The 17,957-nt window shown below is 37.2% G+C and carries 17 protein-coding genes; 10 read left to right on the forward strand and 7 right to left on the reverse strand.

What is annotated here, in order from left to right; all coding sequences use genetic code 11:
- Positions 1–10: 10 nt before the first annotated feature.
- From pdxB to ACUNWD_RS15345, 7 genes are all read right to left on the reverse strand, one after another.
- Positions 11–1,138 carry a 4-phosphoerythronate dehydrogenase PdxB gene (gene pdxB, locus ACUNWD_RS15315; protein ID WP_445588709.1) on the reverse strand — a complete coding sequence of 376 codons (1,128 nt, stop codon included), beginning with the start codon at positions 1,136–1,138 and terminating at the stop codon, positions 11–13.
- 37 nt (positions 1,139–1,175) lie between these two features.
- Positions 1,176–2,180: a Gfo/Idh/MocA family protein gene (locus ACUNWD_RS15320; RefSeq protein WP_445588710.1), complete on the reverse strand. Its 1,005-nt coding sequence runs from the start codon at positions 2,178–2,180 to the stop codon at positions 1,176–1,178.
- A 23-nt stretch (positions 2,181–2,203) separates the two neighbouring features.
- Positions 2,204–3,490, reverse strand: coding sequence for a lactate racemase domain-containing protein (locus ACUNWD_RS15325; RefSeq protein ID WP_445588711.1), 1,287 nt, complete (start codon positions 3,488–3,490; stop codon positions 2,204–2,206).
- Between the two features lie 37 nt (positions 3,491–3,527).
- Positions 3,528–3,902, reverse strand: coding sequence for a four helix bundle protein (locus ACUNWD_RS15330; RefSeq protein WP_445588712.1), 375 nt, complete (start codon positions 3,900–3,902; stop codon positions 3,528–3,530).
- 42 nt (positions 3,903–3,944) lie between these two features.
- On the reverse strand, positions 3,945–5,027 hold the full coding sequence (locus tag ACUNWD_RS15335) for a PfkB family carbohydrate kinase (RefSeq protein ID WP_445588713.1): 1,083 nt from the start codon (positions 5,025–5,027) through the stop codon (positions 3,945–3,947).
- A gap of 94 nt (positions 5,028–5,121) precedes the next feature.
- Positions 5,122–5,973 carry an SDR family oxidoreductase gene (locus ACUNWD_RS15340; protein WP_445588714.1) on the reverse strand — a complete coding sequence of 284 codons (852 nt, stop codon included), beginning with the start codon at positions 5,971–5,973 and terminating at the stop codon, positions 5,122–5,124.
- 7 nt (positions 5,974–5,980) lie between these two features.
- Positions 5,981–7,063: a substrate-binding domain-containing protein gene (locus tag ACUNWD_RS15345; RefSeq protein WP_445588725.1), complete on the reverse strand. Its 1,083-nt coding sequence runs from the start codon at positions 7,061–7,063 to the stop codon at positions 5,981–5,983.
- Positions 7,064–7,261: 198 nt separating this feature from the next.
- Between ACUNWD_RS15345 and ACUNWD_RS15350 the strand changes: the two genes are divergently transcribed.
- The 10 genes from ACUNWD_RS15350 to ACUNWD_RS15395 all read left to right on the forward strand — a co-directional run bounded on the left by ACUNWD_RS15350 (position 7,262) and on the right by ACUNWD_RS15395 (position 17,806).
- The gene (locus ACUNWD_RS15350) at positions 7,262–8,512 is read left to right on the forward strand and encodes a tagaturonate epimerase family protein (RefSeq protein WP_445588715.1); all 1,251 of its coding nucleotides are present in this window, start codon (positions 7,262–7,264) and stop codon (positions 8,510–8,512) included.
- A 25-nt stretch (positions 8,513–8,537) separates the two neighbouring features.
- Positions 8,538–9,938 carry a glucuronate isomerase gene (gene uxaC, locus ACUNWD_RS15355; RefSeq protein ID WP_445588716.1) on the forward strand — a complete coding sequence of 467 codons (1,401 nt, stop codon included), beginning with the start codon at positions 8,538–8,540 and terminating at the stop codon, positions 9,936–9,938.
- Positions 9,939–10,046: 108 nt separating this feature from the next.
- Complete coding sequence (locus ACUNWD_RS15360) at positions 10,047–11,084, forward strand: PfkB family carbohydrate kinase (protein WP_445588717.1); 1,038 nt, start codon at positions 10,047–10,049, stop codon at positions 11,082–11,084.
- 29 nt (positions 11,085–11,113) lie between these two features.
- Complete coding sequence (locus ACUNWD_RS15365) at positions 11,114–11,785, forward strand: bifunctional 4-hydroxy-2-oxoglutarate aldolase/2-dehydro-3-deoxy-phosphogluconate aldolase (RefSeq protein WP_445588718.1); 672 nt, start codon at positions 11,114–11,116, stop codon at positions 11,783–11,785.
- A gap of 14 nt (positions 11,786–11,799) precedes the next feature.
- Complete coding sequence (locus ACUNWD_RS15370) at positions 11,800–12,783, forward strand: TRAP transporter substrate-binding protein (RefSeq protein WP_445588719.1); 984 nt, start codon at positions 11,800–11,802, stop codon at positions 12,781–12,783.
- A 10-nt stretch (positions 12,784–12,793) separates the two neighbouring features.
- Positions 12,794–13,273, forward strand: coding sequence for a TRAP transporter small permease (locus ACUNWD_RS15375; protein ID WP_445588720.1), 480 nt, complete (start codon positions 12,794–12,796; stop codon positions 13,271–13,273).
- Between the two features lie 5 nt (positions 13,274–13,278).
- Entirely contained in the window at positions 13,279–14,742 is a 1,464-nt protein-coding gene (locus ACUNWD_RS15380; RefSeq protein ID WP_445588721.1) for a TRAP transporter large permease, read from the forward strand.
- A 482-nt stretch (positions 14,743–15,224) separates the two neighbouring features.
- A complete protein-coding gene (locus tag ACUNWD_RS15385) occupies positions 15,225–15,965 on the forward strand; it encodes a sensor histidine kinase (protein ID WP_445588722.1) in 741 nt (246 codons plus the stop codon).
- The gene (locus tag ACUNWD_RS15390) at positions 15,955–17,040 is read left to right on the forward strand and encodes a response regulator (RefSeq protein WP_445588723.1); all 1,086 of its coding nucleotides are present in this window, start codon (positions 15,955–15,957) and stop codon (positions 17,038–17,040) included. The genes ACUNWD_RS15385 and ACUNWD_RS15390 overlap by 11 nt, the downstream gene beginning before the upstream one ends.
- A gap of 376 nt (positions 17,041–17,416) precedes the next feature.
- Positions 17,417–17,806, forward strand: coding sequence for a hypothetical protein (locus tag ACUNWD_RS15395; protein ID WP_445588724.1), 390 nt, complete (start codon positions 17,417–17,419; stop codon positions 17,804–17,806).
- Positions 17,807–17,957 lie beyond the last annotated feature (151 nt).

Genomic DNA, 17,957 nt, shown 5'->3' on the forward strand with positions numbered 1-17,957 from the left:
GTTTTGATATCTATTCTATTACTTGAAATCCAATTTTTTGAAGTGTATTTATTATGCTCTGACTTGAATTTTTTATTTTGACCGAATAAACCGGATACTCTCTTCTAAGTGGATAATCACCACGAAGTTTTTCAAATTTTTCCGGATTCTTTCTTAAGCGTTCATCGTCTTCGCGAATATCATATGTCAACAGCACACATCGAGCTATGATTTCTTCTTCAGATAAGTTTTTTCCATTAATATCAATAATTGTATTTTTAGGAGTTTCAACACCTGATGCTTGCCAGTTGTCAATTCCCAATTTGAACTTCCGGCTGATTGCCTGAATGCTCATGCTGGTTCCATTTGCTTTTCCGTCTTTGGAATAACCAGCAATATGTGGTGTTGCCAAATCACATTTGTCCATTAATTCCAAATCAATGTTTGGCTCGTTCTCCCAACAATCCAACACAAGGCCTGAAATTATTCCATTGTCAACAGCTGTTTTTACAGCAAATGAATCAATCACTTCACCACGACAAGAGTTAATCAGAATTGGACATTTAGCTAATCCATGAAAGAAAAGTGTGTCAGCCAGGTGAAACGTGGCATCTTCGCCACTCATGTTTAAAGGCACGTGCAGGGTAATGATGTCAGCTTTTTGTTTGATCTCCTCCAGACTGACGAACTCTTCAGCGCCTTCTTTTCGAGCTCTTGGCGGGTCGTTGAGCAACACGTTCATCCCAAGAATTTCGCATACTTTTGCCACTTTGGAACCAACCTGTCCAACGCCAACAATTCCAATTGTTTTACCCTTTAATCCAAATCCGTTTTGTTTTGCCAATACAAATAGGGTAGAAGCAATATATTGTTCCACCGATTTACTATTACATCCCGAAGCATTCGTCCATTCAATTTTATTTTCCTTACAATATTCCGTATCGATGTGGTCGTAACCAATGGTCGCTGTTGCAATAAATTTTACCGAAGAACCATTCAGTAATTTTTCGTTGCAAATGGTGCGAGTCCTGGTGACAATTGCATCAGCATCTTTTACAACTTCAGGTGTTGTTTGAGCGCCCGGGAGATAAATAACTTTTCCAAATGGTTCAAGTGCTCCTTTTATATAGGGGATTTTATCGTCAATAATGAATTTCATTGAATAAAGTCAATTTTTGTCTGTTCTTAATTGTTTGTCAGTCTTTTAAATTGGAATAATAGGTTTTTACTATTTCTTCCATTACTTTGCTGGTTCTGGCCCCTGAGAAGCCCGTGCTTGGACATTTCGCTCCTCCTGTCAACTCTTCTACGATTAGTTTAACCAGACCGCCTGCCACATGTTCAGGTTTTTCATTTGGAAATTCAAGCATCCCATTCGAGGTTTCCAATTTTAAGTTACCAGCTGCAAAACAAGGCATGGTTATTTTTCCATGGGTACCTGTAATTTCAATAATATCTTTTTCTGAAGAATGATCAACTACAAAGCACCAGCTTCCAGAGCCAATAACTCCCGATTCGAATTCAAAGGAGGCAGAGACAGTATCTTCGGCAGGGTAGTAGCCCGCAATATTTTTTGCGTGTCCTGAAACGTTAATGATCGGTCCAAAAACGAAATCTAGATAATCTAATTGGTGTGATGCCAAATCATAAAAATGACCAGCTCCGGCTATTTCCGGAAACACATGCCAATGCATTTCTTTTTTAGATTGCTCCTTTTCAATTGCTTGCTTATAAAGTTGAAGATGTACAGTTAAAGGTTTTCCGATGGTTCCTGAATCAACCAATTCTTTCGCTCTCAAAAATTGAGGAAGAGCCCGACGGTAATATGCCACATATAAAGGTACTTGGGTTTCTTCAGAAACCTTAATCATTTCCAGACATTCAGCATAATTCTTGGCCATTGGCTTTTCAACATAGGCCACTTTCCCCGCATTCATCGCTTTGATGGCATATTCTGCATGCGTGTTTGGAGGTGTCGCAATATACACTGCATTGACATTTGGATCATGAATCAGCTCATTTGCATTTGAATACCATTTTGCAACCCCGTGCCGTTTGGCATAATCTTCGGCTTTTGCTCCATCGCGTCGCATAACAGCAACCAGATTTGAACGATCCAATTTATAGAGTGGTGGGCCACTTTTAACTTCTGTTACATCTCCGCAACCAATAATTCCCCAATTTACTTCAGTGAGTTTCATCTAGAAATTTCAATTTCCAATTACTAGTACTTAAACCTGTCTTTAAAAGCCCAGAGACCAATTGCCGGGTTGGAGATGTAAAAGATTTCTTCTCCACCTACCATGTTAAATCCATCTTTCAATTTTTCAGGATTGTATTTTGCAGAGACTTCATCGATGTCGGCATATTTAAAACCAACGCTTTCAATTTCTTCTTTCGTTACATTTCCCGGTTTTTTGCCCGGGCAATATGTAATGCTAAACCTTCCCTCGGAAGAACCATGTATGAGATGTGCTGCAGCACTTAAATTTTTTCTTAGTTCCTCATTTTCATCGCATGCTTTTAATGTTGCCGGAGTTCCAAAATATCCATATTTGCGAATGAGACGATCAATTTCTTCATCCTCCCCAAATTCCTTCAATGCTGGAGCCAGTACAATCAGTTCTCCGTTATCATCAATCGCCATTCTGGTGCGATAAATTGATTTATTACCGAGCCATGTTGATTTGAATTCTGTTGGGTCCAGCCAGACAACCACTTTTTTCAGCGGTTTGTCAAGCATTTCAAAATTCACTTGAAGCGAGAGCTTGGCTGCTTTGTCAAAAACTTCATAATCATCACCAATAAACAAACCACGAGTTTTAACTTTTCCGTCTGTTTTGTCTAATCCGACGACCGTTTGAACATACAAAATAGGAAGATGGTTGGTAAAGTTTTCAGAGGCGTAGTTGAATATTTTACGCACTGGAGTGTCTGCATGTCCCATCATTCGTTCCATTCCATAGGCAGCACCAACAAAATGACTTTTGTTAATTCCTTCAGCACCACCCGTTCCAACAAATACATTTTTATTGTAATTAGCCATTCCAACAACTTCGTGAGGAACGACTTGACCAATCGAAAGGATCAGATCATAATTACCCATGAGAAGCAACTTATTTACCTGCGCCGGCCATGAGAAATTTACGGCTCCTTCAGAAACTTCTTGAACAAATTCTGCAGGTACTTCTCCCACATTCACAACGTCATTTCGCCAGTCGTGCTCCCGTATAAGTGATGGAGGAAGTGTTCCAAACATATGACTAATTTGCTCATCAGTCATAGGATTATGGGTTCCCAAAGCAGGTAATACATCAGTAAGTTTTTTACCGTAATATTGCCAGGTAAATTCTGTGAGTTCACCAGCTCTGCTTGGTAGCCGAGTGTAGTCAGGTGGGATTGCCAGAACTTTGTCAATATCTTTCAGTTGATCTAATGCCTTGTAAAGTCCATTTTTCAGATCTTCAGCACTTAATTCATGACTTGGTGATCCTATTTCATAGTACAACATGATTTACAATTTTATGATTTACCATTTACGATTAGGTTTATGACGTAATTTTTTCAGAATTAAGTTTTTTCTTCATTGTATTTATAGAACTTACAATGATTCTAAACAGTTCAAGATTTTCATTCTTTAGATCGTCTAATTGTTCTGCTTTAACTAAGCCAGATTCAACTATGAGTTCGAGCCAATATAAAGTTTCATCTAATTCTTCCTCGACCATTTTTAATTTATTCAAAAAATCTTTGTCAGATTTACTCAGACATGCAGCACGATAATTTGCACCTGGTGACGTACCTGAACGAATGATTTGGTTGCTTAACGTTTTTCCAGTCATATTATTTGGCAAACTTTCAGATAGTTTAATTATCCGTAAAGCAAATTTTTTCAATCGTAATTTTAGTTCATCTGAATTCATTCTTTAAATGATAAATTGTGATTAGTCAAATAGTCAATGAAGTTATCTTTTTACCCGTGCATTTCCTTCCCAAATGCTCCAAACCATTTCTTCATCAGCTGGTTGTGCATAATCGGTAAGGAAAGTGGTTGCCATAGCTCCGGTTGCCCATCCAAATTTAGGCCATTTTTCAGGTTCCCATCCTTTGAGTATTCCGTATAAAAGTCCGCCAACAAAACCATCACCGCCGCCAATACGGTCAAGGACTTTAATACTCCGTGGTAATATCACTTGCCAGTTATCTTGTCCTTCCAGCATGATTGCTCCCCATAAGTGTTCATTTACACTAACTACTTCACGCAAGGTCGTCGCAAAAACAGATGCATTTGGAAACGATTCTTTTACCCGGTATATCATCTGTTTGAAGCCATCAATCTCAGATTCAATATCTTTCCCACCTGCCTCAGGTCCTTTAATTCCTAAACAAAGTTGGAAATCTTCTTCATTGCCAATTAATATATCTGAAACAGATGCAATCTCGGTAAAGTTTGCATTCAGTTCTTTTTCTCGCCCTTCCCAAAAGGATGCCCGATAATTTAAGTCGAATGAAATTTTTGTCCCATACTTTTTTGCAGCACGGGCAATCTCCAGACAGAAAGTACTGGTTTCAGGTGATAGCGCTCCAATCAGTCCGGATAAATGTACAATCTGTACACCTTCTTCTCCAAAAATGCGTTCCAAATCAAAATCTTTCACATTTAAGGTGCGTCCAACTTCGCCAGCACGGTCATTATGCACACGTGGTCCGCGTGATCCATAACCGCTATCAGCAATATTAAATTGGTGACGATAACCCCATGGACCACCTTGGGGTACTTCGGGGCCTTCAAAATCCATATGGCGACTTTTTAAGTTGCTTTTAATGAATTGAGCAATCGGACTGTTTGCGACAAAATTGGTGAGCACTTTTACTGGTAATCCAAGAAATGATGACACACTTGCAACATTAGTCTCTGCACTGGTAGCCTGCATTTTAAAGGTGTCACTACTATGAACTGGCTGTCCGTTCACGGGTGTTATTCGAATTCCCATGCTGGTAGGAACCAACAAAGAGTATTTACAATCTTTTTTTAACTCGATAGCCATATTTAGGATATTTAGATATTAGATAATTGGATTCTTGATAATAAACTGCTTGTTGGTTTTTTATGCAAAAACTTGCACTTCGTACCCATAGAAGTTACACTCCGCCAAAAGCGCTATATCCACCATCAACAGGAATCACAATCCCTGTAATGAAACTTGAAATATCAGATAATAGAAACAAAGTAGTTCCTTGTAAATCTTCTGGCTCGCCAAACTTACCCATAGGGGTATTATCAACAATTTTCTGTCCGCGAGGGGAGAAGTTTCCAGTTTTTTCATCCATTACCAGAAAACGATTTTGATTGGTAATAAAGAATCCAGGAGCAATAGCATTTACGCGTATTCCAACCTTTGCAAGGTGCACCGCAATCCATTCCGTAAAATTGTTAACTGAAGCTTTTGCAGCAGAATAGGCAGGAATCTTAGTCAATGGTTTGTAAGAATTCATACTGGAGATATTGAGAACGGCTCCTTTTTTATTTTTAAGCATGTCTTTTGTGAAAACCATCGTTGGAAGCAGGGTTCCTTTAAAGTTCAATGCAAAAACTTTATCGAAACCATCCATCTCAAGCCCATAGAAAGTGTCTTCCAGGTTATCAATGCTACTTTCATCCATTTGTTCCACCTTTGTGGTTGCCGTTGGATGATTACCTCCAGCTCCGTTGATCAGCATATCAATATCTCCGAGCTGCTCATTGATGATTGTTTTGGCATTTTCCAATGATGATTTATCTAATACATTGGCTTCAACTCCAATAACGATAGAACCCGATTCTTTTGATAATTCAGCTGCAACTTTCATCGCAACATCCTTATTAATATCTACAATAGCTATTTTGACACCAACTGAAGCCATTGCTTTTACCATCTCTACTCCGATAACACCAGCTCCTCCGGTGATGACACAAACTTTATTTTCTAAATCACTAAAACTGATTGGTTTCATAGGTCGTTTAATTAAATTCTTTGTAGTAGTCAATGTTTTCCTTGGTTACAATATCAATCGAAGTAAATTTCTCTTTCTGAACTTCCTTTTTTAGAATGATATGCTGGAAAAGTGTATTTACAGCATTGAATCCTTGTTCTTCAGGTCGCTGACAAATTAAAAAATCGATGGTTTCATTTTTAACGAATTGGATATTCTCTTTGATTAAATCATGACCAATAAGCCGAATACCTTCAATTTTACGTTCATTAAGGTATTGAGCAACGCGATATCCTTGTGAGTTTGTAACGAACACACCTTTCAGATCGGTATTCTTTTTAAAAGCATTGTCAAGTTCTTTATAATAACTTTTATCTGTAGGATTCGTGATTTCAAGGGTTATCAGAGATTTATATTCTTTAGGATCATTATCTTTGAAATATTTGTAAAACCCTTTCTCTCGTTGAACCAGGTGATTTTGGTTATCCATCTCTTTTGCAAAATGAATGACCAGAATTGAAGCTTTTTCCGGTAATGAGAAATTGAATAGTTTGGCCGCAAGCGCTCCACTTTGATAGGAGTTTTGGCCAATGAAACTAATTTTATCACAATCAGGAAAGTTAGAGTCAATAAAAACGAAAGGTATTTTTTGATTCTGAAGCTGTTGAATAAACTCTCCTGATTCTCTGGAGAAAAAGGGAGCCAGAACCACTCCGTCAGGTTTATTCTCCATGATCATTTTTGAAGTAGTACTATATGATGATGGATCATTTTGTTTAAACTGGTATGTGCTTATCTCCACCCCATATTGCTGAATTTCCTGAAATGCCCTTTTTATTCCTACCAATGGTTTATTCCAATAGGCTTCTTCGCTTATCGGTTCAGGAATAAAGATTGCAAAACGATATACTTTTTTAGAAGCTAAAGTACTCGCAATTATATTGGGTTGGTAATCCATTTCTTTGATGATCTTGAGGATCAGTTCTTTTGTGGCAGGAGAGACCTCCCCACGGTTATGGATTACCCTGTCGACAGTGCCAATAGAAACTTTAGCTTTCTCGGCAATGTCTTTAATTCGTATTCTTTTTAGTGGTTTGATAATTGATTTTATTTAATTTTACAATTCAAATCAGAACAAATCTATAAAAATTATTAGTAAACTCGTGTGCGAACACGGTGAAATGTTTTTTATAACATTTTTTCAAACTTTTAGTTCTATACGTATTGGAATCTATGATTATTTGGTCTACTTTCGTGTTCGCACACGGAAGACTAACACGTAAAGAAAAATAATATAATAATCAGGAAGATGATACTTGGGAAATACAGTTTTGGAGTAGGAGATCGTTTTAATCATGAAGGTCAAGCCCAGTTGCGGGCATTAATGAAAGCCCACGCTCGTGGGGTGGAAATAACTCCTGTTTGGAATAAATCAAACAGGGAGCATAATATCGTTCATTCCGAACCTGTGGGAACACGAAAAGAAGCAGATGAAGCAGTCAAATCGCTTGGCTGGACTGGGTTCTATTGTGTGGATGCAGATCATATTAATTTATCGAATGTGGATCGTTTTATCCAATATTCTGATTTTTTCACGCTGGATGTTGCAGATTATACTGGGAATGTTTCCGATGAGGCAGAAGTTGTAAAGTTTAAAAATTCATGTGTTTCATTAGGAACAGAGGTGTCGATTCCAGGAATAGATGAGACCATTAAGATTACTGATGAATTGCTGGATTCGGTGGCTGGAAAATATTTGGCTGCAGTTAGAGAGGCCGGTAAAATTTATCGGCATATTCTTGCCGTGAAAGGTGAAGGAAATTATATTACTGAAGTTTCGATGGATGAGGTTGAATCTCCTCAAACACCTGTGGATATGTTTTTCATCCTGAAAATGATCGCTGATGAAAAAATTCCGGCGCAGACTATTGCTCCAAAATTTACCGGACGTTTTAATAAAGGGGTGGATTATGTGGGTGATTTGGACCAATTTGCAAAGGAATTTGAACAAGATGTTTTGGTCATAGATTATGCTGTAAAAGAATTCGGTTTGCCTGCCGACTTGAAATTAAGTGTACACTCTGGCAGTGATAAATTCTCAATTTATCCAATTATGGCTGATGTCATTAAAAAATATAATAAAGGTTTGCATGTTAAAACGGCCGGAACTACCTGGTTAGAAGAAGTTATTGGATTGGCAGTCTCGGGAGGTGAAGCGCTGGTTGCAGCCAAAGAAATATACACCAGTGCCCTTGAACGCAAGGATGAATTGTGCGGGCCTTATGCTGATGTGATTGATATCGATGAATCAATGCTTCCTACAGCTGAAGAAGTACTTGGTTGGACATCTGAAAAATTTGCTGATGCTTTACGCCATATTCCCGGACACCCTGACTATAATTTGAACTTTCGCCAGTTAATTCATGTAGGGTACAAAGTGGCGGCTGAAATGGGTGAACGTTATTCTGATTTGCTTGAGAAAAATGCTGAAACGGTTGGTAGGTGTGTCGAAGAAAATATATACGATAGACACCTGAAACGTTTATTTAAATTAGATTAATAAACCGACCAAAAACCTGATGAAAATGAAAAAATTTATGGACGAGAATTTTCTGTTGCAAACAGAAACCGCTCAGAAATTATATCACGAACATGCGGCAAAAATGCCCATTTTTGATTATCACTGTCACCTCTCACCTAAAGAAATAGCGGAAGACAAACAATTCGAGAATTTAGCTCAGATTTGGTTGGCGGGCGATCATTATAAATGGCGTGCTATGCGCACGAATGGTGTAGAAGAACAATTTTGCACAGGCGACGCCAGTGATTGGGAAAAGTTTGAGAAATGGGCTGAAACTGTTCCTGGTGCAATACGAAATCCACTTTATCATTGGACGCATCTCGAGTTGAAAAAATTCTTTGGAATCGATAAGTTGCTATGTCCTGAAACTGCAAAAGAAATATGGGATGAATGCAATGCTAAATTGAATACGAAGGAATATTCTTGTAGGAATATTATTCGAATGGCTAATGTGCATACTATTTGCACAACTGACGATCCGATTGATTCGCTTGAGTATCATCAGGCAATTAAAGCAGATGGATTTGAAGTGAATGTTCTACCAGCATGGCGACCAGATAAAGCAACAATGGTTGATCGACCTGAGTTCTGGAACGACTACATTGACCAGTTGGCAAACGTTAGCAATGTGGAAATTGACAGCTTTGATGCCCTTATGGTTGCAATTGAAAAGCGTCATCAGTTTTTTCATGATAATGGCTGTAGATTATCTGACCACGGATTGGAAACTGCTTACGCAGAAGATTACACTATGACCGAAATCAATTCAATCTTTGATAAAGTTCGGGAAATGAATGGTTTGACAGAGAAAGAAATACTCAAGTTTAGGTCATGCATGTTATATGAATTTGGAATCATGGATCATGCAAAAGGATGGACGCAGCAATATCATTTTGGAGTCATACGTAACAACAGTACAAGGCTGTTTTCTAAGCTTGGTCCGGATACTGGATTTGATTCAATTGGTGATTTCCCAATTGCGCAGCCATTAGCTAAGTTTCTGGATCGTCTTGATCTGGAGAATAAGCTGGCAAAAACCATCCTGTATAATATTAACCCGTCAGACAATGAAATTTATGCAACTATGCTAGGCAATTTTCAAGATGGCTCAGTTCCTGGTAAAATGCAATTTGGTTCTGGTTGGTGGTTTCTTGATCAAAAAGATGGTATGGAAAAGCAAATGAATGCACTTTCCAACCTGGGATTGTTAAGCCGATTTATTGGGATGTTAACAGATTCACGTAGCTTTTTATCTTATACACGTCATGAATATTTCAGAAGAACTTTGTGTAATTTGATAGGAAACGATGTGGAAAATGGCGAAATACCGAATGATATGAATCTGTTAGGTGAGATGGTTGAAAATATCTGTTTTAACAATGCCAAAGAGTATTTTAATTTTTAGTGAAATTCAATCAGTGATTTGCAAATAAAATGAATTTAGAGTTGGCTAATAATTAAAGGATTCGTATTATTGCAATCGATTGCACAGTTGAGTGAAAATTGAAAAATAATGAATAAAAAAGTTGTAACGTTTGGAGAAATTATGTTGCGATTGGCAACACCTGGATATTTGCGGTTTAATCAAACTGATAGTTTAACAGCCACATTTGGTGGAGGTGAAGCTAATGTCGCAGTTTCGTTGGCCAATTATGGAATGAATGTTGATTTTGTAACCCGGCTGCCTAAAAATGATATTGCTCGTGCTTGTATAATGGATTTGAAAAAATATGGCGTAGGTGTAAATAATATCGTTTACGGTGGAGATCGTTTAGGAATTTACTTTCTTGAAACTGGTGCCGTTAGTCGTGGAAGTAAGGTTGTCTATGATCGGGCACATTCATCCGTTTCAGAAATTGAATCTGGAATGATTGATTGGGACACAGTTTTTGAAGGTGCAGAATGGTTTCACTGGACAGGAATTACACCGGCAATTTCGCAAGGCGCCGCTGATGTTTGCTTGGAGGCAATTAAGAAGGCAAATGAAAAAGGAATAACTGTTTCATGTGATTTGAATTACCGTAAAAACCTTTGGAAATATGGTAAAACGGCAGGGGAGGTGATGCCCGAGTTAGTTGCTGGAACTGATGTTATTCTAGGCAATGAAGAAGATGCAGCTATGGTTTTGGATATTTATCCGGAAGGTGTTGATGTTACTGGTGGCCATGTGGAAGGTGCTGCTTATGAATCTGTTTCAAAGCAAATTATAGCACGTTTCCCGAGATGTAAAAAAGTAATTACTACTTTACGCGGTTCTGTAAATGCAAATCATAACAGTTGGGCAGGAGTGCTTTGGAATGGCGAGAAGCTATTTGAATCTCCTCAATATCAGATTACGCATATTGTTGATCGTGTTGGTGGTGGTGACTCTTTTATGGGTGGTTTAATATACGGTCTCTTGACATGGCCTGATGATGATCAGAAAGCTTTAAATTTTGCAGTGGCTGCGTCTTGTCTTAAGCATACCATTTATGGCGATTTTAACCAGGTAACTGTTGAAGAAGTTGAGAAGCTAATGGGGGGTGATGCGTCTGGCAGGGTCGCTCGATAGTTGATTAAAATAATAGAAATTAAGAAGATATGGCTCGTTTTACAAGAATACAAGTAGCAGAGACAATGAAGCAAACCGGTATTGTCCCTGTTTTTTATCATGCAGATGTAGAACTTTGCAAAAATGTAGTAAAAGCTTGTTATTTAGGTGGTATCCGTGTATTTGAATTTACAAATCGTGGTGATTTTGCTACCTTGGTTTTTGCTGAATTGAATCAGTGGGTGGCAAAAGAATGCCCGGACATGATTATGGGAGTTGGTTCCATTATTGATGAGGGAACAACATCGATGTACATCGCATTAGGCGCAAACTTTATTGTTTCACCGCTTATAGATGAGGGAATGGCAAAGGTTTGTAATAAACGCAAAATTGCCTGGAGCCCCGGATGTGGTTCTGTTACAGAAATTGGCAGAGCTCATGAACTTGGCTGCGAGGTTGTAAAGATTTTCCCTGGAGCTTCGGTTGGAGGTCCCGAGTTTGTGAAAGGAGTATTGGGGCCAATGCCTTATGCGAGTATTATGCCAACTGGAGGTGTGTCTCCTGACGAGGAAAACCTTAGTAAATGGATAAAGGCTGGAGTTCACTGTGTGGGAATGGGATCACAGCTTTTCCCAAAGGAAGTATTAGCGAATAAAGATTTTAATTACATTACTGAAAAATGTAAAGATGCTCTCCAAATAATACAGAAATATAAAAACTAACCAACCACAGTCGGATGAAATACAATCGAATAATTTATTTTCTAGGAGGAATTTTGCTTTTCACATTGGTATCCTGCAGTAGTGTTTCTGATAAAACAGAGCTAAAACTTGCACATGGACTCCCCACTGACCATCCAGTCCATAAGGCGATGGAATTTATGGCTCAACGTTGTGGCGAGTTGTCAAATGGTAAAATGACCATTGAGGTCTATCCTGCAGAACAATTAGGATCTGAACAGCAATGTGTTGAACTTGTTCAGATTGGGAGTCTGGCGATTACAAAAGTTTCAGCAGCAGTTATGGAAAGCTTTACAGATGCATATAAAGTATTTGGCTTGCCGTATATTTTTAAGTCCAAAGAACATTCCTTTAAAATAATGGATGGTGAAATTGGAAAGGACTTATTATTAAGTACCGAGGACAAGTGGATTCGCGGTTTAACGTATTACGATGCAGGCTCGCGCAGTTTTTATACAATAGACAAACCCATTCATGCTCCGGCTGATTTAGCGGGTTTAAAAATTCGGGTTATGCGCAGTATTACTGCTGTTGAAATGGTTCGGGCTCTTGGTGGTTCGGCAACACCAATTTCATGGGGCGAATTGTACACAGCTTTACAAAGTGGAGTAGTGGACGGAGCGGAAAATAATCCACCTAGTCTTTATACATCACGTCATTATGAAGTATGTAAGTATTATTCTTTAGATGAACATACGACGATTCCAGATGTGCTGGTTGTAAGTAAAATTATCTGGGATAAATTAAGCGAACAGGAGAGAAAATGGTTACAACAAGCTGCTGATGAATCGGCTGTATTAGAGCGAAAACTTTGGGCTGATTCTGAGAAAAGATCATTGGATGAAGTACAAAAGGCAGGTGTTGAAGTCATTTACCCGGATAAAGAACCATTTATTGAAATGGTTCAACCACTTCTCGAAAGTTACAGAGATAATGAAGTTATATATTCCTATATAATACGGATTCAGGCCGTTAAATAAATCAGAAATTATGAGCATAAGGAAAACCATTGATAAAGCATTGGAATGGGTACTTGTTTTTCTTTTGAGTGTCCTGGTATTGGATGTTCTCTGGCAGGTAGCCAGCAGGTACATATTAAACTCCCCCAGTAGCTACACTGATGAATTGGCCGGATATCTGTTGATTTGGGTAGGTCTTCTAGGCGCTGCCTATGTGGCAGGAAAGCGTGAACATTTGGCTATAGATCTTCTTATTCAACGCAGTTCTCCAAAGAGAAAGTTTCGGTTGGAAATGATAATAAGTATTGTGGTTGTGCTGTTTGCCATTGTTGTGATGCTGATAGGCGGCAGTTGGCTGGTTTATACCCGTTTCTATCTTTCAGTAAAATCAGCTGCGTTGGGAATGCCTCTTGGCGTAGTTTATCTCGTTCTGCCGATCAGCGGAATTCTTATTACCTATTTTGATATTGATAATATGTATAACTTGGTAAATGCCTACCGGAAAAATTAATCAACATGGAGTTTTTTGAAATTTTTGTACTCGTTTTCAGTTTTATAGCTCTTCTTGTAATTGGTGTTCCAATTGCATTTAGTATTGGTATTTCCGGGATTCTTACAATGATTGTTAGTATTGACTTGATTCCTGCATTTACTACTTTTTCCCAGCGAATGGCAACTGGCCTTGATAGTTTTGCTCTTCTTGCTATCCCGTTTTTTATATTGGCAGGAAACATAATGAATAGTGGTGGTATTGCAATTCGGCTAATTGATTTTGCCCGTATACTTGTTGGTGGTATTCCTGGAGGAGTTGCAATGGTCAATGTACTTGCAAATATGCTGTTTGGTGCTATTTCGGGTTCAGCTGCTGCGTCAGCATCTGCAATTGGAAGTATTATGCAGCCTGAAATGAAAAAAGAAGGATATCCGGATAATTTTAGTGCAGCAGTAAATATCACGTCAGCAACAACAGGGTTGTCTATCCCTCCGAGTAATGTTCTTATTGTTTATTCATTGGCAAGTGGAGGAGTTTCCATTACAGCGCTCTTTTTAGCTGGGTACCTTCCCGGAATCCTTACTGGATTGGGGATAATTATAACCGCAATTACCATGCTCATTTATAAAAGAAAAGGTACAAAAGCTGCTTTTAAAGCCTTGGGAGTGGTAGCATTAATTGCCATTGGACTTTTATTAATCTATAAGGGAGTTTCGTTTTCCAGAACTACTTTTTCAGCAGGATTGAATCGTATTTTTCTATATGTGTTTTTAGCTTTATTTGCTGCATGGGCGGTTGTTAAAACAATTAGGAACAGGGAAAAAGCCATGGTTGGTACCAAGAAATTCCTGGATGCAATTCCTAGTTTGCTTATGCTTGTTATCGTAATTGGAGGAATTGTTGCAGGATTTTTTACAGCTACTGAGGCATCTGCAATTGCGGTTCTTTATGCATTGGTGCTTTCATTCATTTATCGACAAATTAAAATCAAAGATCTACCTGGTATTTTTCTCCATTCAGTGAAAACAACAGGTGTTGTAATGTTGCTTGTAGCAACATGTTTAGGCCTTTCGTGGATTATGGCATATGAAAATATTCCACAGAATGTAAGCGAAGGTCTACTCTCAGTTACTAATAATCCATTCTTGATCTTGTTGATTATAAATATGATACTTCTATTTGTGGGAGTTTTCATGGATATGACACCAGCCGTTCTAATTTTTACACCAATCTTTCTCCCAATTGTCACAGCAATGGGAGTTGATCCTATTCATTTTGGTATTATTATGGTGTTGAATCTTAGTGTGGGATTATGTACTCCACCAGTTGGTTCGGTGCTATTTATTGGTTGTAGCGTAGCGGGATTAAGTATCGATAAAGTAATTAAACCGCTTTTGCCAATGTTTATAGCAATGGTCGTGGTGCTGTTGCTTGTAACTTATATTCCTGAAATTTCGATGTGGTTACCTAAAAGTTTAGGCTTCTAAGTAATAAAATACTTCTATTTTTTGGAGGAGAGTAATTCAAGGCGAATTATTCTCCTTTTTTAATTTCCATCTTCTCTATCAGCTGTCTCAAAAAATTAAAATATAATTTGATAAAATGCACCTGTGGAAAAAAACAATAGAACTTAACATGTGCATACTTTGTTTGCTTGATAATTAAAGAAAGATATCGATGTATTTTTCCTTCTGGAAGAAAGAATAAGGCGAACTTTAAGTTCGAAATGTCAAAGTTTGTATATTTTCTTATCATTAAAGATATTTTAAATTTGATAGTTCGCACTTGATAAAAACCTAAATAATGGAGATATTTAAGCGTTGATGTTTTTGATCCTGATTTCGTTCATGTAGAGATACCTGCACTTTAAGCTAAAAAAGTAGGGTATTCATGAAAAAAAGGGTATTTAATTACGATTGTTAGTACATAAGGTTGTAACTTCATCAACTTAAAATTGCGAATATAATATATGGTAGAGGCAGTGACAGATATATGTGATCGAGAAGATTGTCGTGCACGAAAAAGTATGAATGAGGATAGTAGTAAGCAAATTATTAGTTCAATTTCACACGAACTAAGGACGCCACTTTCTATTATTAGCTCAAACCTACAGTTGTTGAAAAGTACGAATGGACAAATTGACGACGAGATACGTTCGGAAACATTCATGCTTTGTGATGAGGCTATTAAGTCAATGTCACGGTTTCTGGACGATATATATTTTCTGAATGTTTCTATCAAAGGTGAATTAAAGCGCATTCCCGAAGAATTCAATATCAAAAAATATTTTAAAAAACTATTGAAAGAATTTTCATTTCTGGATTTTGAAAATGATCGCTTACTGTTGACGATGGATCTTGCTTCAAAAAAAATGATTGTTGACAAGGAGTTGCTTAGCAGATCAATGCATAATGTCATTTCCAATGCATTAAAGTTTTCACCAGATAAAGTAATTATCGATGTGAAGTTTGATGGAAAATTATTGATGGTTACTGTTGAAGATAAAGGAATTGGTATACCGGAAGATGAGATAGATTTGATTTTTACCCCATTTTTTAGGGCAAATAATGTAAAAATGATTTCGGGGACAGGCTTAGGTATGTCAATTACAAAAAAATCGCTAGATTGCTTAGGCGGAGAAATAAATATAGAGAGCGAAGTAAGTAAAGGTACAATTGTTAAATTAATTATTCCCAACGATGAGTGGTAAAAGAATATTGGTTATTGAGGATGATCTACGTTTAAGTAGAACCTTAAGAAATGTGCTACTTACCAATGACTTTGAAGCCGAGATTGCAAATTCCGGAGCTGAAGGAATACAGAAAGCTTATGAGTATGCACCAGATTTAATTCTTTGTGATATTAAGATGAGCCCGATTGATGGTTATCAGGTGTATAATATTTTGAGAGATAGTTCGATAACTAATCGAATTCCGTTTATATTCATTACAGGAAAATCGGATCTGGAAGATATCCGATTTGGTTTGGATCTTGGTGTTGATGATTATATTGTAAAACCGTTCAATAATGAAGACTTGTTAAAGTCGATTCAGGTTCGTTTAGATAAGTATGAAAAGCTAGTAAATATTGGCAAAAACGATTATAAAGCTCTGGTGGAGTTGTCCCCGAGTGGAATATTCTTATTTGATGGAGAAACGATATATGAAGCTAATAAAGCATTTTCTTTAATGACTGGTATTGATCAAAATGAGATCACGAAAATTAGCTTTAAAGATTTTGTTGACGAAGATTCATTTAATAAGGTACAAGGTAAAATTCAGAAATGTACGAATGGATTGTTGAAGAGCTTCGGTGAAGATGTCAATATTAAGGGGGTTGAAGGGAAGCATTCGTTGCATAAGCTTTATGTTACCACGAGCCAAATGCATAAAGGACTTACTTTACTTATTGGGCTGTTAGCTCCGGAAGATCAATATAAGAAGACTGATCGTGTAGAGTATGAAAAGCTGATAAATATTTTAGCAGAAGAGAAGATTGATATTTCTGGTAATTTGGCTAGTAAACTCAAGAAAGTATTCAATATTACGCCCTCAAAAAAGTCTGCAAATGAAAAATCTATTAGTGTAGACATATTTTCTAAAAGAGAACAAGAGGTATTGCAGCTTTCATGTCAGGGACTTCCTATTAAGATTATTGCTGATCAACTTTGCATTTCTGATCGAACTGTAGAAAAACATCGTGCTAGTTTAATGGAGAAAACAGGTTCAAAGAATATCGTTGAAGTTATTATTTATGCATTGAAAAATGAATTGATTGAGATTTAAAATTTTACATTATATATTGAAAGTTAAAGAGACTGGTTTGTATCAGTCTCTTTTTTATTTTATTTACTTCATGATTCGAAAAAGAAATGCTACAATCTTTTTACCCTTGTAAGTATTATGTACGTTGTTGAATATACATTTTATGGTGCATGATTTCTGTCTCTACTGTGGTTATTGTGTTGTTGTTTAGTTGATTATGTCTGTTGTTTTGTTGGCTTGAATTTCACTATGGGGAAAATCACGTAGGTAGCTTCTCTTATTTTATAGGTGGTTTTACTCATAGGAATATGAATGAGTAATGAATACTTTTAATACTTGGATTAGGATAAAATTTGGGAATTGAACGATGCGAATTAGTTTACATAAATACATATTTTTGATTGTAATATTAATCAGTGTCATTTGTGCAACTCTAAAGGCAAATAACGCGATAAAATCATCACCTATTGATAATGATTTTGATGATGCCCGAGATATGAAAAAGTCAAGTATACTAATTTACTATGAAGCTGGCGGGCCAGCTATTGAAAAATCAGAATCTCCCGACAAAGTAATTGCTGATAGTATCTCGATTAAAAATTTTATAGAGCAGAATAAGCTGAACGAGAAGAAAGATATAAAGTATAGTGACAGCAATACTTTGACTCCAGGAGTAAAAAAGAATTTAAAGAAGACGATTAATAGCCCCGTGAATGCTGTGCAAAAAGTTGGAGAGTGGCATTCTTCACCTGATGATGATTCCTCTGGAACCGATAAAGAAAAATAGACAGGAATATTTAATCTGTGAAATACCTAAATTCAGTTTAATATATCATCGTTGAATAAAAAATAAAAGAGGCTGTCTCAAAACAAGTTTTTGGGACGGTTTTTTTTTCTTTCTCATTTGGTTTTTTCCTGGTTCTATTTTTAGTTTTCCA

It is taken from the genome of Sunxiuqinia sp. A32, assembly GCF_052690465.1.

Bases quoted from the DNA above. Each gene is read 5' to 3' on its own strand.
- pdxB (WP_445588709.1), bottom strand. From the start codon at position 1,138: ATGAAATTCATTATTGACGATAAAATCCCCTATATAAAAGGAGCACTT.
- ACUNWD_RS15320 (WP_445588710.1), bottom strand. From the start codon at position 2,180: ATGAAACTCACTGAAGTAAATTGGGGAATTATTGGTTGCGGAGATGTA.
- ACUNWD_RS15325 (WP_445588711.1), bottom strand. From the start codon at position 3,490: ATGTTGTACTATGAAATAGGATCACCAAGTCATGAATTAAGTGCTGAA.
- ACUNWD_RS15330 (WP_445588712.1), bottom strand. From the start codon at position 3,902: ATGAATTCAGATGAACTAAAATTACGATTGAAAAAATTTGCTTTACGG.
- ACUNWD_RS15335 (WP_445588713.1), bottom strand. From the start codon at position 5,027: ATGGCTATCGAGTTAAAAAAAGATTGTAAATACTCTTTGTTGGTTCCT.
- ACUNWD_RS15340 (WP_445588714.1), bottom strand. From the start codon at position 5,973: ATGAAACCAATCAGTTTTAGTGATTTAGAAAATAAAGTTTGTGTCATC.
- ACUNWD_RS15350 (WP_445588715.1), top strand. From the start codon at position 7,262: ATGATACTTGGGAAATACAGTTTTGGAGTAGGAGATCGTTTTAATCAT.
- uxaC (WP_445588716.1), top strand. From the start codon at position 8,538: ATGAAAAAATTTATGGACGAGAATTTTCTGTTGCAAACAGAAACCGCT.
- ACUNWD_RS15360 (WP_445588717.1), top strand. From the start codon at position 10,047: ATGAATAAAAAAGTTGTAACGTTTGGAGAAATTATGTTGCGATTGGCA.
- ACUNWD_RS15365 (WP_445588718.1), top strand. From the start codon at position 11,114: ATGGCTCGTTTTACAAGAATACAAGTAGCAGAGACAATGAAGCAAACC.
- ACUNWD_RS15370 (WP_445588719.1), top strand. From the start codon at position 11,800: ATGAAATACAATCGAATAATTTATTTTCTAGGAGGAATTTTGCTTTTC.
- ACUNWD_RS15375 (WP_445588720.1), top strand. From the start codon at position 12,794: ATGAGCATAAGGAAAACCATTGATAAAGCATTGGAATGGGTACTTGTT.
- ACUNWD_RS15380 (WP_445588721.1), top strand. From the start codon at position 13,279: ATGGAGTTTTTTGAAATTTTTGTACTCGTTTTCAGTTTTATAGCTCTT.
- ACUNWD_RS15385 (WP_445588722.1), top strand. From the start codon at position 15,225: ATGGTAGAGGCAGTGACAGATATATGTGATCGAGAAGATTGTCGTGCA.
- ACUNWD_RS15390 (WP_445588723.1), top strand. From the start codon at position 15,955: ATGAGTGGTAAAAGAATATTGGTTATTGAGGATGATCTACGTTTAAGT.